The 15461-nt window shown below is 43.7% G+C and carries 17 protein-coding genes and 1 tRNA gene; 11 read left to right on the plus strand and 7 right to left on the minus strand.

Features of this window, described 5'->3' with window-relative positions; translation table 11 throughout:
• The first annotated feature begins 37 nt into the window (after nucleotides 1–37).
• Nucleotides 38–114, plus strand: a tRNA-Met gene (locus F551_RS0102180).
• 116 nt (nucleotides 115–230) lie between these two features.
• Here F551_RS0102180 and F551_RS0102185 read toward each other — a convergent pair.
• Both F551_RS0102185 and F551_RS0102190 read right to left on the minus strand, forming a co-directional pair.
• Nucleotides 231–500, minus strand: a complete 270-nt coding sequence (locus F551_RS0102185; RefSeq protein ID WP_018995839.1) for a hypothetical protein — start codon at nucleotides 498–500, stop codon at nucleotides 231–233.
• Between the two features lie 561 nt (nucleotides 501–1061).
• Nucleotides 1062–1715, minus strand: a complete 654-nt coding sequence (locus F551_RS0102190) for a CDP-alcohol phosphatidyltransferase family protein (RefSeq protein ID WP_033404502.1) — start codon at nucleotides 1713–1715, stop codon at nucleotides 1062–1064.
• A gap of 241 nt (nucleotides 1716–1956) precedes the next feature.
• Between F551_RS0102190 and F551_RS16090 the strand changes: the two genes are divergently transcribed.
• Nucleotides 1957–3609 (plus strand): tetratricopeptide repeat protein, encoded by a 1653-nt coding sequence (locus tag F551_RS16090; RefSeq protein ID WP_155825725.1) that lies wholly within the window; start codon nucleotides 1957–1959, stop codon nucleotides 3607–3609.
• A gap of 50 nt (nucleotides 3610–3659) precedes the next feature.
• Here F551_RS16090 and F551_RS0102200 read toward each other — a convergent pair whose 3' ends face one another.
• Nucleotides 3660–4157, minus strand: a complete 498-nt coding sequence (locus tag F551_RS0102200) for a GNAT family N-acetyltransferase (protein WP_018995842.1) — start codon at nucleotides 4155–4157, stop codon at nucleotides 3660–3662.
• A gap of 8 nt (nucleotides 4158–4165) precedes the next feature.
• Nucleotides 4166–6124 carry an excinuclease ABC subunit UvrC gene (gene uvrC, locus F551_RS0102205; RefSeq protein WP_018995843.1) on the minus strand — a complete coding sequence of 653 codons (1959 nt, stop codon included), beginning with the start codon at nucleotides 6122–6124 and terminating at the stop codon, nucleotides 4166–4168.
• 188 nt (nucleotides 6125–6312) lie between these two features.
• Here uvrC and F551_RS0102210 point away from each other — a divergent pair, with 188 nt between their 5' ends.
• From F551_RS0102210 to F551_RS0102225, 4 genes are all read left to right on the plus strand, one after another.
• Nucleotides 6313–6819 carry a response regulator gene (locus F551_RS0102210; protein WP_033404508.1) on the plus strand — a complete coding sequence of 169 codons (507 nt, stop codon included), beginning with the start codon at nucleotides 6313–6315 and terminating at the stop codon, nucleotides 6817–6819.
• Nucleotides 6820–6998: 179 nt separating this feature from the next.
• Nucleotides 6999–7529, plus strand: coding sequence for a response regulator (locus F551_RS0102215; protein WP_018995845.1), 531 nt, complete (start codon nucleotides 6999–7001; stop codon nucleotides 7527–7529).
• A gap of 135 nt (nucleotides 7530–7664) precedes the next feature.
• Nucleotides 7665–9155, plus strand: a complete 1491-nt coding sequence (locus tag F551_RS0102220; protein ID WP_169334116.1) for a cytochrome c peroxidase — start codon at nucleotides 7665–7667, stop codon at nucleotides 9153–9155.
• Nucleotides 9156–9373: 218 nt separating this feature from the next.
• Nucleotides 9374–10585, plus strand: coding sequence for a pyridoxal phosphate-dependent aminotransferase (locus F551_RS0102225; RefSeq protein WP_018995847.1), 1212 nt, complete (start codon nucleotides 9374–9376; stop codon nucleotides 10583–10585).
• A 51-nt stretch (nucleotides 10586–10636) separates the two neighbouring features.
• Here F551_RS0102225 and F551_RS0102230 read toward each other — a convergent pair whose 3' ends face one another.
• From F551_RS0102230 to F551_RS0102240, 3 genes are all read right to left on the minus strand, one after another.
• Nucleotides 10637–11248, minus strand: a complete 612-nt coding sequence (locus tag F551_RS0102230) for a hypothetical protein (protein ID WP_018995848.1) — start codon at nucleotides 11246–11248, stop codon at nucleotides 10637–10639.
• Nucleotides 11249–11320: 72 nt separating this feature from the next.
• Entirely contained in the window at nucleotides 11321–11791 is a 471-nt protein-coding gene (locus F551_RS0102235; protein ID WP_018995849.1) for a YtoQ family protein, read from the minus strand.
• A gap of 11 nt (nucleotides 11792–11802) precedes the next feature.
• A complete protein-coding gene (locus F551_RS0102240) occupies nucleotides 11803–12141 on the minus strand; it encodes a zinc ribbon domain-containing protein YjdM (protein ID WP_026296604.1) in 339 nt (112 codons plus the stop codon).
• 145 nt (nucleotides 12142–12286) lie between these two features.
• Between F551_RS0102240 and F551_RS0102245 the strand changes: the two genes are divergently transcribed.
• The 5 genes from F551_RS0102245 (at nucleotide 12287) to F551_RS0102265 (ending at nucleotide 15459) form a co-directional block, all read left to right on the plus strand.
• Nucleotides 12287–12721 (plus strand): thioesterase family protein, encoded by a 435-nt coding sequence (locus tag F551_RS0102245; RefSeq protein ID WP_018995851.1) that lies wholly within the window; start codon nucleotides 12287–12289, stop codon nucleotides 12719–12721.
• A gap of 103 nt (nucleotides 12722–12824) precedes the next feature.
• Complete coding sequence (locus F551_RS0102250; RefSeq protein ID WP_026296605.1) at nucleotides 12825–13175, plus strand: YciI family protein; 351 nt, start codon at nucleotides 12825–12827, stop codon at nucleotides 13173–13175.
• 33 nt (nucleotides 13176–13208) lie between these two features.
• Nucleotides 13209–14471: an RNA polymerase sigma factor gene (locus F551_RS0102255; RefSeq protein WP_018995853.1), complete on the plus strand. Its 1263-nt coding sequence runs from the start codon at nucleotides 13209–13211 to the stop codon at nucleotides 14469–14471.
• A gap of 90 nt (nucleotides 14472–14561) precedes the next feature.
• Nucleotides 14562–14918 carry a VOC family protein gene (locus F551_RS0102260; protein WP_018995854.1) on the plus strand — a complete coding sequence of 119 codons (357 nt, stop codon included), beginning with the start codon at nucleotides 14562–14564 and terminating at the stop codon, nucleotides 14916–14918.
• Between the two features lie 82 nt (nucleotides 14919–15000).
• Entirely contained in the window at nucleotides 15001–15459 is a 459-nt protein-coding gene (locus F551_RS0102265) for a Dps family protein (protein ID WP_018995855.1), read from the plus strand.
• Nucleotides 15460–15461 lie beyond the last annotated feature (2 nt).

Consider the following 15461-nt stretch of genomic DNA (forward strand, 5'->3'; position numbering starts at 1 on the left):
AAACAATAAGCTTATATTGTTTGTATTTTGAGAAGTTGGTCAGGTAGCTCAGCTGGTTAGAGCGCAGGACTCATAATCCTGAGGTCGAGAGTTCAAGTCTCTCTCTGACCACCAACTCAACTCAGTTAAAATAATCGTGAAAATAGCGCTGCCATTTTGCTCAATAACATCTGTATTGAGCATTTAGCTTTCAAAATTTACATTCGATGGATGGTTGGTGCGCGCTATTCTTAAAATAGCGATTTAGCGAGAAATATGATGCCGCTCCAAAGGGTGAGAGAGGCAGCAATGGCAAAGCCAAGAGATTTGTAAGCAGGCCACTTATCTATCTGAATATCTGGGTTGTGAGATGTTTTGCTATGCCGTGCTCTAAACTGAATGACATTTGAAGAATTATCTTGATAGATCCCTGTGTGGGGATCGAAAAAGCCAGCAACATTGTTGCTTTCCGCCTTTAACTGACGATTTTTATATTCGGGCGTTTCGCTCCCAAGTGACATAGGTTTTACCTTTTATATGTCTTATTGTTATACTTAACCATAAAGGCAAGTTGGGTAATCTTTAACCAAGCAATTGCTTATGAAAAGTGGGTTTACTGAATAAAACTGAAACTCATTGATTTTATTAGAAAAATAATTTCACAAAATTGTGTCTTGCGGCATTAAGCTGCGTTTTGCTGCTGTTATCTATACAAAATGATCAATAAGAGAGGATTCTGCAATTGGAATAATGCGAGAGATTTGCGAAGGAATAGGGTAAATATTTATAAAAAACCTATTTTTGTTAACCTTTGCTCAATCTTGAGGTGTTTATATCCATCCGAGCCAAACAGAAATCCTGCAATTTCTGCTTCGCTTGCAAATGTGTGACGGAGTGCCCCCTCTCTGCGTCATGCTTGAGTATCGCGTGGTTTAGGATTGCATCTGCAGTCTTCTCACCCTCACCCCTCAGTGTGGGTGCAATCCGAGGCCAAGCACAATTTATTTGCTTAATACTCTAAACCTCCCCAACCGCTCGTTCTGCTACCCCCAGAATGGGCGGTCTTGGTTTGTGAGGGGGAATTAGTCTGGTTGAGAAGCGGATTTGGCGGTTAAGTAACCTAGTCCAGTGATAGCAGATAGCAGTGCTGCTAAACATAGGATAACAATCCAACTCCAATGTAATAGAGTAGAAGCACCAATCCACGGAAGTGCCATAAATATTGGCATTGCTACAGCAATGAGCTCTAAGGCTGTTTTGTACTTTGCAAGGACTGAAACAGGTGCGCCTTCACCATCAGGAGCCAAGAGACGCAGAATTGTAATGAACACATCGCGGCCAACTATAACAAGGGTTGGTATCAATATAAGATATTCAAATTCACCTTGAGCATATCGTGTCATTCCTACAAATGTAAGAAGAGGTAGGGCAACCAAGGCTTTGTCAGCTATAGGGTCCAGAATACGGCCAAATTTAGAATGCGCATCTAAAGCACGTGCAGCTATTCCATCAAACAAATCTGTAAATGCAGCAAATACAAATAGACCGGCTGCCCAAATCTGATATTTCGTGCCTAACGCTTGTGCCTCTGCAATCATCTCTGGAGTGTTGGAAAGTGCATTAGGTCCAAATTGAGCAAAGTGAGGAATGGAAAAGCCTTTCCACATCAGCCATGCGATGACAGGTGCAAGTAAAAATCGCGCAAGTGTTAGCGCGTTTGGAATCAGTTTTAGCATTGGCCCATCCCCGAGCAATTTGTAAATTAAAAAGCTTTGTAGTCCTGATCTCCCCAAAAGTGTAGAGGGCAATTGTAGCTGATATGGCGTGTAAGGCATAAAGACGCTTTGATTTTGGTTTCAAGCTTTCGGATTTGAACAGGAAGAATCAGAGAGCCATTCGTTCAGAATTAAGCTTAGTTGCTAATCTTCCCTTATGTGTCATGGTGTGGTTGTGACAGAGTGGTTTGGGAGAGACAGCGTGAAAAATTTGCTTTTGGTATTGTCCGGAGGGCTCTGTCTACTCGGTTGTGAAAATAATCAACGAGAAGAGGAAACATCTGTTCCGACTTCAGAGTTTTTTGATTTGGTGAATACACCTGTCGGTAAAGTTGATTTTAAAACCGGCTGTAATTCCGAGGGGCAAAAGCTAGTAGAGCGCGGTGTCGCTTTGATACATCACATGATGTATGAAGAGGCTAATTTTGTCTTTGGCATGGCTGACAATGCTGATCCCGATTGTGCGTTGGCGTATTGGGGGCAGGCCATGAGTATAATTAACCCGCTTTGGCCAACCACGCCTTCTGACGAACTTCTTCAGCGAGGCAATGAGTTGGTCGCAAAAGGAATGATGCTAGAAAACAAGTCGGAAAGAGAAACAGCATATCTTCAAACGACCGCTGCGTATTTCGAAAATGCAGAGAACCGCACTGAAAAAGAGCGTTTAGCTAGCTTTCATGCAGCGTGGGAAAAGCTGGCTAATAGTGCGCCTGAAGATTCGGAAGCTAGAATGTTTTATTCATTGGCTTCATTAGCGGTGGCGGACCCAAAAGACAGGTCACTTGCGAAACAAAGAGCGGTTGGCGAAGAATTAGAATTGTTTTTGGAAACAAATCCTGATCATCCCGGCGCAATGCACTACCTAATCCACGCATATGATTATCCCGAATTGGCTGAAGAAGCTTTACCTGTCGCTGATCACTATGGTGAAATAACTCCGAAAATTCCTCACGCTACGCATATGATGACGCATATCTATACGAGATTGGGCTTATGGGAAAAGGCTATTGAATGGAATGATCTCTCTGCTCAATCTGCATTGAGCATTTGCACTGCGACAGGATCTATCAACGGACATTACACACACGCTTTGGACTATTTGGCTTACGCTTATCTTCAGAAGGCGAATAATGATGCTGTGGTGAATATTTTAGAGAAGTCGCAAGCTCTAAAACCGCCGTATTCGGGTAATCAACATGCTTCGGCCTATGCTTTTTCGGCAATTCCGGCGCGGTTTGCTTTGGAAAGAAGAGATTGGGAGGCTGCATCAAAGATCGAGCCGCGAGTTCCAGAATCTTTTCCATGGACTGAGGCATATGACCCTTATGTTGCGATTTCGCACTTTGCGCGAGCAATTGGGTTGGCTAGGTCTGGTCAACATGAAAATGTTGATAGTGAAATCTCTTCTTTAAAGACATTGAAAGAGAATGTCGCAAAAAGAAATGCCTATTGGGCGGAACAGATAGAGGTACAAGTTCAATCAGCTAAAGCGTGGCAATTGTATGCCTCAGGTGATGTCGAAGAAGGTTTGAGTAGAATGCAAGCCGCAGCTGAGTTAGCTCAAACGACTGAAAAACATCCCATTACTCCGGGCGAAGTGCTTCCTGCGATGGAATTGTATGGAGATATGTTGATCGATGCAAATCAATATGATGAAGCTTTGTCAGCGTATAAAATATCGTTGGACCGTTCTCCAAATAGGTTGAATAGTTTGTATGGTGCGGCAAAGGCTGCGGCTGAAAGCGATAAAATAGATGAAGCTATAGCTTTCTATGATGACATTTTACGACTGGCGGACGCAGAAAGCGATATTAATCACGCTGTTACTGAAGCACGATTGAAATTAGTAAACTGAATCAGTTTGTTCCACATCGTTCGAATATGAAAATAGCTTATACGACTGTTTTAAGATAATTTTTTATACATGATGTACGCATCAACCATGCCTTGGGTGGCGTGGTTGAACGCTTTGGGGAGGGTGCCTACAATGTCAAATCCCCATCTCTGCCAGAGGCGGACAGCGCCAGTGTTGGTAGAGACCACACAATTATATTGCATTGCTGTGTAACCAAGTTCTAGGGCTTTTGACTGTGAGTGCTCACACATCTGGCTTGCCACGCCGCGGCCACGCGCTTTGTATCCTGTTATGTAACCACAATTTGCAATATGGGAGAGGCCGCCCATACCGTTTGGCTTCATGAAATAGGTGCCGAGTATGGTTTCATCACATTCCGCCACGAATGTTTCTTTGTTCTCATCGCACCAAAATGCAAGTGCCTCTTCTTTGTTCCAGTTTGAAGGAAGTGCGTATGTTTCTCCCGTGCTGAGCACAGGTTCCAATATTTCCCAAATGCGATCTTGGTCTTGGGAGGTGGCGCTTCTAATTGTGACTACTGATGACATTGCGTGTCCTAGTTTTGGAAATAGTCGAATATTTTCTGTGCGGTGGCTGCTGAAATGCCTTCAACGGCCTCTAAGTCTTTGAGTTTAGCATTGGATACACCTTTTGCGCTGCCAAAATGGTGTAAAAGAGCTTTTTTACGTGTTGGCCCAATGCCTTCAATTTCATCTAATGGGTTTTTGACTATATCAGCGGAACGTTTTGCGCGGTGCGCTCCAATAGCCCACCGGTGAGCTTCGTCCCGCAAGCGTTGGAGATAATAGAGTGCAGGATCATTTAGTGGCAATTGAAAAGGTGCGCGATTGGGTCTGAAGAATTGTTCGCGACCAGCATTGCGATCTGGCCCTTTTGCGATTGCGATAAGATTTAAATCATTTGGGCCAAAGCCGACATCACTGACGGCCTCAATAACAGCAGATAATTGCCCTAATCCACCATCGATCAATACCAAATCTGGCCAAGTTTCAGGTTTGGTTTCACGTCCTTCAGATTCTTTTTTGAGGCGGGCAAATCGACGACGCATGACTTCGCGCATCATTCCATAGTCATCGCCAGGTTCTAATTCTTTGTCTTTAATGTTGAATTTGCGATAGCTGGACTTATCAAAGCCTTCTTCATTGGCGACGATCATTCCGCCAACCGCATTGGAACCCTGAATGTGAGAATTGTCGTAAACTTCAATGCGTTTGGGAGTTTCTTTAAGTTCAAAAACTTTCTGAACAAGTCCAAAGATTTTGCTTTGGCTTTGTGTCTCGGCTAATTTGCGTGCCAAAGCTTCTCGGGCATTGGTGTGCGCTTGTTTGATTATACCAAGCTTTTCACCGCGAGAGGGGGCATGTATGTGAACTTTGTGGTCAGTCCTCAGTTCCAGTGCTTCTGCGATGAATTTAGATTGTTCTAGCTTTTCTGAAGTCAGAATAAGTTTGGGAACAGGGCGGCTATCGTAGAATTGAACCAAAAACGCAGACAGAATTTCATCTGGTGCATCATCCAAATCATGGCGAGGATAATAAGCTGTAGCACCCCAATTTTGTCCTGCGCGGAAAAAGAAGGTTTGAACACAGCTTTGTCCGCCTTTGGTTTCAATCGCGAAGACATCTGCTTCTTCTAGATTTGTGGGACTGATCGACTGGGAAGTGCGAACGGTTGCCAAAGCTTTTAGGCGGTCACGCAAAATCGCGGCTTTTTCAAATTCCAAATCATTGGAAGCCTGTTCCATTTCTTCTGCCATGGCTTCTTGTAAAGTGTTGGCCTTACCTTGAAGAAATTGCGCGGCTTGTTTGGTCAGGTCGGCGTAATCGTCATGGCTGATTAATCCAACACACGGAGCGGAACATCGTTTTATTTGATGTTGCATACACGCGCGTGACCGTCCCTCATAAATGGAGTCAGAGCAATTGCGTAGCAGAAATGCTTTCTGAAGAATATCCAACGTCTCATTGACTGCTCCCCCAGAAGCAAAGGGACCAAAATAATCCCCTTTGATCTTCTTTGCGCCTCGATGTTTGACGATTTGTGGAGATTCATGATCGCGGCGAATAAGAATGTAAGGGAAGCTTTTGTCATCACGCAAAAGGATGTTGAAACGTGGCTTCAGTTTCTTGATGAGATTTGCTTCTAGCAGTAATGCCTCAGTCTCACTCTCCGTAACGACAAACTCCATGCTGCGAGTCAGGGAAATCATTCGTGCGATGCGTTGTGTGTGGCCACCTAGTTTGGCGTAGTTGGAAACACGGTTTTTGAGGTTACGTGCCTTTCCAACGTAAAGAAGGTCTCCGTCCGCACCAAACATGCGATACACGCCTGACTTTGTTGGCAGGTGTTTCAAATGTTCTTTTATGACATCCACACCAGATATGTTGCTCTTAGATGGTTCGATTGTCGGAGCATCTATTTTAACACCGGTTTTTGGGGGCGCATCTTGGGGTGCTGGTGTATGAATAGGCTTTTCAGGTGGGAAGTCTGTCATAGGAGCAGTATACGCCAATCAGTCATCATATTGTAAGAGAGAAACTTCAATCACTCACAATTATAGTTAACAGCATACTCCTGAATTCGTCATGATTGAAAAGACCAAACCAATCAGGTTCTAACTAAGGTATGTTTTACTGGCAGTTCGGTTTCAATCCTCTGAGTTATAGAATTGAAGGAAACGCTGTGAATAGATTGGGAAACATCAAAGTCCTGATACTCGATGATCATAAGAATATGCGAAGCCTTTGGCGTGCGATTCTTATGGGATTTGGAGTACGTTCCGTTTTCGAAGCTCAAGATGCATATGAAGCTTTAGAAGTTCTGAGATCCACAACAGTTGATATCATTGTCGTGGATTATCACCTCGATGGGCTTACCGGTGCAGAGTTTGTGGGTATGCTGCGGAGGGGAGCTGATAGCCCTGCGCCCCATGTTTCAGTTATCGCGTGCTCGGGAGATTCGCGACCAACCATCTTGAAAAAATGGATTAATTCTGGTGCGGATGAAATATTGGCCAAACCTGTTTCAGCTGAACAAGCCTGGCAAAAGATGTGTATGTTGGTGAACCGCCGCAGAGCTTTTGTGAAAGCGGGGCGTTATGCCGGTCCAGATCGTCGCCGAAGAGCTTCACCCTTTATGGGTGAAAAAGAGCGCCGTGTATTTATGCCCGATGATTGTCTGATCGATTAGTTATTCGTTCAAACAAACGGTGCCTGCGCTTCAAAGGGTTGCGATCCGCTCGAATCCATGGATATTTTGAATGAAGGCATCAATATTCGCAAATAAAGACATTTTTTGTTAATATTAATCAGTTGCTATTTTAATTAGTAAATAAAGTTCCATTATCGGGTAATAATTGAGAATACGTTTTGTCGAGCAAACTAGCTAATATTTCTATTCTAGTATTGGATGATCACCGCAACATGCGTTTGTTGTGGCGTGGTATTCTGCTGGCTTTTGGTATTCGTACAGTTCACGAAGCTGACAACGCAGAAGATGCGTTCAAGCAAGTTGGTGATAAAGATATTGATGCTATTATTGTAGACCAACACTTGGATGGCCTGACTGGGGCAGAGTTTGTTGGGATGCTTCGCCGCGCACCTGATAGTCCATCTCAGCATGTTCCAGTTATTGCGTGTACTGCTGATACACGTCGTTCTACTTTGAAATTGCTTGTTGATTCTGGTGTTGATGAGATCCTGGCAAAACCAGTGTCTGCAGATCAAGCTTGGAAGAAACTTGCCGCCGTTGTGAACAATCGTCGTCAGTTTGTGAAAACCGCCTTTTATTATGGGCCAGACCGAAGACGCAAGGAAGGTGGGCGTTGGACTGGTAAGGAACGACGTCGTGATATTCCTGATCACGAAAGCAATAGCGAAGCAGACGAAATGCTGGGCTAATTCCCATATTTTTCACAAAAAACAATTTTTTTCGACGGATTGTTTCGGTCCGGCCGTTATACCTATGGTCACGGTTAATTCTGGGGCGTGATCAACAAAGGGATGTGTAGTTTTCTCGGGGGAACGGAGTACGTTTTGAGAAATAAATTATTATTGGTGTTAGTGTCATTGGGAGGTTGGGCCTGTTCTGGTGGAGGAGGAAGTTCACCAGAGGTTACCACACCCACTCCGACGCCTTCGAATAATGCACCTGTTGTAGGCACAGTTATCCCTGATCAATCAGCCTTTTTAGGATATGATTTTTCTTTCGATGTAACTCAAGCAGGAGCAAGTTTTTCCGATAGTGATGGCGATAGTTTGAGTTATTCTGCGACTTTTACGCCCGCAAATAGTGGTTTGTCGTTTGCCGGCAATAGTGTTTCAGGAACACCCAATCAATCTGGATCTATAGAGGTCAATGTAACTGCCAGTGATGGAAATGGAGGCTCTGTTAGCGACAGTTTTGATATTGATGTGAGTATCAAACAATCGGCAATTCAGACCGCTTTCAATGGGGCTATAGATCTTGAAAATTTGGAAAATTATGCAGGCCAGAATGTTCCCAATTATATTGGAAAACTAGATGATGGCGGCAATCCGATAACTGATGCCGGAGCTACTCTAGGCCGTGTTCTCTTTTATGATGTAGCGCTTTCCAGCAATGACTCGGTTTCTTGTGCCAGCTGTCATGAACAGGCACTTGCATTTGGTGATGCTGGCGTGACTAGCACAGGTTTGGACGGTGGTTTGACTGGTCGTCATTCAATGAGACTTATCAATACGCAGTTCGCTGATGAACGACAATTCTTCTGGGATGAACGTGCTGAGAGCCACGAGGCACAAGAATCCCAACCTATTCATGATGAAGTGGAGATGGGGTTCAGCGGCATAAATGGTCAACCTAATTTTACTGAAGTACTCACAAAAATAGAAGCATTAGAATATTATGATGAATTGTTCCGATTTGTTTATCACGATGACCAAGTGACTGAAGAACGCATTCAAGATGCGATAGCCCAGTTTGTAAAAAGCATACAATCCTTTGATTCTAAGTATGATGAAGGGCGCGCGCAGGTGAACAATAATAACGCTGATTTTCCTAATTTTACAGCAGATGAGAATGCAGGAAAAACACTGTTCACAAATGCTCCTAATAATGATGGGGCGGGGTGTAATGCCTGCCATCGCGCACCCGAATTTGATATAGCTCCAAACTCAGATAGTAATGGGATTGTAGCGGTTGCAAATTCTCCCGGTGAATTCGATTTTGACAGCACTCGCGCGCCAACATTACGCGATATTGTCAATTCCTCGGGAGGCTCAAACGGGCCGTTCATGCATGATGGTTCATTGGCAACGCTTCGGGATGTTGTTGATCATTATGATGCTATCCCGCTGCCGGCAGACGAGCCGGAAAGGTCCCAGGTTTTGGCTGCGATTGATAATCGTTTAACACGTAATAATGGTAACAATACGCAGCGCTTGAACCTAACAGAAACAGAGAAAAATCAGCTTGTTGCATTCCTTCAGACCCTTTCGGGTTCCAGTATTTATACTGATGAAAAATTGTCTGATCCTTTTCCTTGATCGCTAACCCAATTTTCTTGGAACAATGTGTTCTGTATGGCAAATTGTTCCAAGAATGGTTGTTAGAGGCGGAAAGTGCGCAAAAAAATCCTGAATGTGACACTAATGCGTCTTTTCATAGGGGGCATGTTGTGGAATGGAGTAACCTTAATTTCCTGACCCTTTATGGAGATTATTTCACTACATTCAGCTCGTGAGCCGCGAAAGGATCACTTCTCATGACATCTTCACTAATATCTGACGCCCTTAAAGCCGTAAAACCATCTGCAACAATCGCAGTTACGTCTAAGGCACGCGAACTTAAAGCTGCGGGTCATGATGTTATTGGTCTGGGTGCTGGTGAACCTGATTTTGATACGCCGGATAATATTAAAGAGGCGGCGATTAAAGCCATTAGTGAAGGTAAGACCAAATACACGGCTGTAGACGGGATTCCTGAACTTAAAGAAGCTATTTGTGCCAAATTTAAACGCGACAATGAATTGGAGTATACGCCAGCTCAGGTGAATGTTTCTCCAGGTGGAAAACCGATCATTTATAATGCTTTTGTGGCGACGCTGAACCCTGGTGATGAGGTGGTCATTCCAACGCCGTATTGGGTGTCTTACCCTGACATGGCAATTTTGTGTGGCGCGACACCAGTATTTGCTGAAGCTAAAGCATCAGACAATTACAAGCTAAAGCCGGAAGCGCTAGAAGCAGCTATTACACCTAAAACACGTTGGTTGGTGCTTAACTCGCCATCTAACCCATCAGGTGCAGCTTATACAAAAGATGAGTTAGCTGCGCTTGGTGAGGTGTTAAAGCGTCATCCGCATGTTTGGATTTTGACTGACGACATGTATGAGCACCTTGTGTATGGTGACTTCAAATTCTACACAATCGCGCAAGTTTGCCCTGAGCTTTATGATCGCACACTAACAATGAATGGTGTGTCCAAATCATATGCGATGACAGGGTGGCGTATTGGATATGCTGCAGGACCTGAAGAGTTGATCAAAGGCATGCGCAATGTGATGACACAGACAACATCAAACCCATGTTCTGTGTCGCAATATGCATCAGTTGAAGCCCTTAATGGGCCGCAAGATTTCATCGCCGAGCGCAATGCAGTGTTCGTGCAGCGTCGTGATTTGATGGTGAACTTATTAAATGATTGTTCCGGCATCTTAAAATGCCCAACACCAGAAGGGGCGTTTTATGTTTACCCAAGCTGTGAAGCTGCAATGGGCAAAACATCAGCAGGCGGAAAGCTCATCCAGTCAGATCAAGATTTTGCGGGCGCATTGTTAGAAGAAGAAATGGTTGCTGTGGTTCACGGTGAAGCATTTGGTCTTTCTCCAGCCTTCCGCATCTCGTATGCAACATCAACAGAAGCTCTAACAGAAGCAGGAAAACGCATCCAACGTTTTTGTGCTGGTTTGAAGTAAGCAGCGTTTAACGCACCAAAACAAAAGCCGCCTTAGCAATGGGGCGGCTTTTTACTTGATGTAGTCTTCTGTGCGAACTTCGATTTTGAACTTTCTTTTAAATGTAAGATCGATTTCCCCTTTATGAATGGCGGGGAAAAATTTGGCGGCAGAGAATGCCGCTATAGCGCTATGTTCATATAAAGGTTCATCACATATAGCTTGAATATGAAAAGGGCTTCCATATTCGTCTGTATTGAATTCTAATATACATGTAGCGTTTTGTTTTACTTCTTTGACGATTGAAATCAAAAGGGATTTATCTATCGGATAATTTGGTTTTGTAGGTATATACTGTTCGCCACCTATTCCGTGTGAGATTTCTATAGAATTATTGCATGATGACTTTTCTTCTAAGGTTATTTGCGAACAATCTATAGCGGCCTCCAATCTTGATACCATTCTGCGTTCGTAACAATTCAGATCGGTCGTTTTGATTTGTTTAAGAGCTTCCAATGCAGAAATTAGATTTCTATCCAGATACATTCTTTCCGCTTTTGTATAGAGAATGTCTGTTTCTGGACTAAATACTGTTTCAGAGCATGTATCTGCACGAGCGTTTGGAATTACCCAATACTGATTGAAGAATGTCACGCAAATCAATGTTAAAAGATATCGTTTCATAGATAGCCTAGTTTGATCAGAACTATTTCCATTTAGTAGCAAAATGTTCTGGAAGAAAGTGCGATCAAAGCACTAACTTGTATATCCCTTCAAGTTTCCATTGATGACATAGTCCAGAATATCGACGATTTGGGCAGGCGTTTCGGCGACGGCAAGGGCAGCAGCATCGATTTCTTTTAAAGGGTGGATCATGTCTGGACCATGGTTGACGATGATAGGTTTGCCAAGAGCTACTGCATAGCCAGCGTCAAATGCCGCATTCCATTGCTTATATTTGTCACCAAAACGAACAACGACAATATCAGCGTCTTTGATGAGAGTTTGCGTACGGATCGCATTAATCTGTGCGCCTTTGCGATCATGCCAGAATTTGTTCTCTTCTTTTCCGAGAATAGCGACACCGCAATCGTCAGACGCTGGATGATCGGTGACAGGGCCAGTCAGAGCGACATGAAGGCAGCGGTCTTCTACGCCTTTGGCAATTTCGTCTCTCCAGTCTGTGTGAATTTCACCTGATAGATAAATTTTCCAAAGTTTAGACATTGCAGATTATCCTATATCTTCTTCACAAACTGAGTTTTGAGTTGCATCGGGCCGATGCCATCTATGCGGCAATCAATGTCGTGGTCGCCGTCGATGAGGCGGATTGATTTTACTTTGGTGCCAACCTTTACCACAAGCGATGAGCCTTTGACTTTTAGATCCTTAATCACTGTAACTGCATCGCCATCTTGAAGAATTGTGCCATTGGCGTCTTTGTATACTTTGGCGGTTTCTTCTTCTGCTGTTTCAGCTGTAGACCATTCATGCGCGCACTCGGGACAGATAAGCAATGCGCCGTCTTCATATGTGTAGATTGACCCACATTTTGGGCAGGGAGGGAGCTCGCTCATGCTTTGGGCTTTCATTACTGACTTCTGATTTCTGCATGACAGTCTGGTTTAGCGACGTCAATGCGTCTTTTATTGACGTGGCGACATGGTAGACGAGAGCAAGAATCCAAGAATAGAAGTAGAGATTATATGAGGGAATGACGCCATGGGCAAAACAAACTCGATCGATTTTCAAGTAACTTGGCGTGACCTTGATGCAAATGGGCATATGGCAAATACGTCATACATGGATTACGCGACCTATAGCCGAATAGTTTATTTCGAGCGATATGGATTTGGTGCAAAAGCTATGAAAGAGCTAGGGCTTGGGCCTATCGCATTGAATGATAATCTGTCTTATCGCCGCGAAATGCATATGCTGGATAAGTTTCGTATTGAACTATTGTGGGGTGGGGTAAATGAGAAACAAACTCGCTTCATTATTGTGAACCGTTTCTTTGTAGACGATGTGTTGTCCGCAGAGGTGACATCAATGACGTGTTGGATGGATTTGGAAAAACGCAAGATTGTTGTCCCGCCAGAGGGATTGATGAAAGGCTTACTAGACCTTCCTAAAACAGAAAATTTTCAGGAACTCTGATTTTTTTTCTAAATTATTGGGTCGAGATGTCGATTTCGTCATTCTGCGTTCGTCTAGTCTATGTAAGGTTGAGTTGACCTTGCGGTTATTAATGGAGAACGACATGCAGTTTTTATGTTTGATATACGGAACAGAAGGTAAAGACCCACAGCCAGGTACGGAAGAGTTTGGCGCTTATATGCAAGAGTATGAAACTTTTAGTGCGCTGTGTGAACAAAACGGCGTATTGGTGAATGCCAATGCGCTTGAGCCAGTTGCGACAGCCAGTACGGTTACAATGGAAAATGGAAAACCAGAAATCATGGATGGTCCATTTGCTGAAACCAAAGAGCAATTGGGCGGATACTACTTGCTTGATTGTAAAGACCTTGATGAAGCGCTTGAATATGCTGCTAAAATTCCAACTGCCAAATATGGACGCGTGGAAGTGCGCCCAATTATGGTTTTTGAATAGGGTTTGCCTCTAATCTAAATTGGAATTTACATCATGCTGCCTCCATATTCTCTGGAACAAACTATAGAGCAGATCGTTAAAGAGGAATGGGGGCGCATACTTTCCTGCATTGTTAAAAATGTGGGAGACATCCAGTTTGCAGAAGACTGTTTGCAAGATGCCGTCGAGGCGGCGCTTAAGAATTGGCCTGAGAAAGGTATTCCAAAATCGCCTGCTGCGTGGTTGATTTCGGTTTCACACCGCAAAGCTATTGATCGTGTTCGGCGCTCCAAGAATTTTAAGAGCAAAGAGGCTGACCTTTCTTATTTATCCCAGCTGGAACAGATGGATTTTGGTGATGAAACGGATCAAGATATCCCCGATGAACGCCTTAGGTTAATCTTCACTTGTTGCCATCCTGCTTTGGAAGAAAAAACACGGATTGCCCTAACGCTGAGAACTATTGGGGGACTAAAAACTGAAGAGATTGCAAAAGCCTTTTTAGATACTCCTTCGACAATGGCGCAAAGAATTGTGCGCGCGAAGAAGAAGATTAAACTGGCGGGAATATCATATATTGTACCTGATGGAGAGATGTTGCAGGAGCGCCTTAAGGGCGTTTTGGCGGTCATCTATTTGATTTTCAATGAAGGTTATTCTGCCTCAAATAGTCATCAATTGACCCGTGTGGATTTGATTGAGGAGGCGATACGTTTAGCGCGTATTTTAATGAACCTGATGCCAAAAGAGCCAGAAGTTTTAGGGTTGTACGCGTTGATGATATTACATGATGCTCGCCGTTTTGCGCGTATCGACAAACAGGGCGAGATGGTTGCGCTGGAGTTTCAAAATAGAAGGCTATGGGACCGGGCAAAAATAGAAGAAGGCAATCGTGTTGTGAAGCAGGCGTTGGCCATGCAGCAAGTAGGACCTTATCAATTGCAAGCCTGTATTAGCGCAGTTCACTTAAATGCTGTATCTTGGGATGTAACGGACTGGCCTCAAATTACAGCGCTCTATGCATTGCTCTATCAGATTCAACCGACGCATGTGGTTCGAATAAATCACATTATGGCTGTATCATATGCCGATTCAGTTGCTGTTGCTTTGCAATTGCTTGACGAATTGCAGCTTGAGCAAAACATGAGCTGCAATGTTTCGTTTTTGCTCCTAAAGGCTGATCTGTTTGAAAGAAATGATCAACTGGGGGAGTCGTTGAAATTGCTGGAAAGGGCGATTGATTTAACGGACAATGAGATTGAAAAACGTTTCATCAAGCGAAAATTGCAGGGGAAGTCTTCCTATGCGTCTCGTTAAATCATGCTGGCATGCTTAATCTAGGTTTTATTGATCTTCCTAAATCGTCGAATTGTGGTAAATATTAAAAAGATCAAAACATAAACATAAATGGGTTTTATAGTGAACATAGATTATATTGAGTTTTCAGCTTCAGATTTTTCTAAAGTCAAAGCGTTTTATGGATCAGTTTTTGGATGGGAGTTTGAAGACTGGGGTGAGGAATATCTAGCATTTTCCAATGCGGGTATAGAAGGTGGCTTTACGAAGTCTGAAAAGCCGCCAATTCGTGGTGGCGCACTGGTTGTATTGCTGACTGACGATATCGAAATAGCTGAAAAATCTGTTATCGATGGTGGTGGTGAAGTTACGGAACATCATGAGTTTCCAGGAGGGAAGCGCTTCCACTTTGTCGATCCAGTTGGTAATGAATTGGCAGTGTGGATGAAAATGCCGATAGAAGGCTAAATTGTTTTCGACCTGCCCTTGAAAGATACCTCTTCGATCTTATTTTAGAATTATTCTAAATAAAACAAACGAGGTATTTTCCATGGATATTGGTATTTCTGAAAAAGACCGTATCGCGATTGCGGATGCTCTAAAGCAAGTGCTCGCGGATAGTTATGCGCTTTATATGAAGACACATAATTATCATTGGAATGTGGAAGGGCCACAGTTTTCCGCCTATCATGCTATGTTTGAGCTGCAATATACTGAATTGTGGGCTGCTCTTGATGAGATTGCGGAGCGTATTCGTTCATTAGGGGTATATGCCCCTGCTGTAAGTGAGATTTACGAAAGATCTAGTATTAAGCAGGATGCGACCATTCCTAAAGCCAATGACATGGTAGCAAACCTTGTTGCTGACAATGAAACAGTGGTGAGGGCAGCACGTGAGGCGCTTAAGCTTGCTGGTGACAAAGATGATGATGCAACCGCTGATCTCATGACACAACGTGCTGCGGCAAGTGAGAAAGCTGCATGGATGCTACGTTCTCACATAGCATAGCG

The organism is Hirschia maritima DSM 19733, from assembly GCF_000378345.1.
Taxonomy (GTDB): domain Bacteria; phylum Pseudomonadota; class Alphaproteobacteria; order Caulobacterales; family Hyphomonadaceae; genus Hirschia; species Hirschia maritima.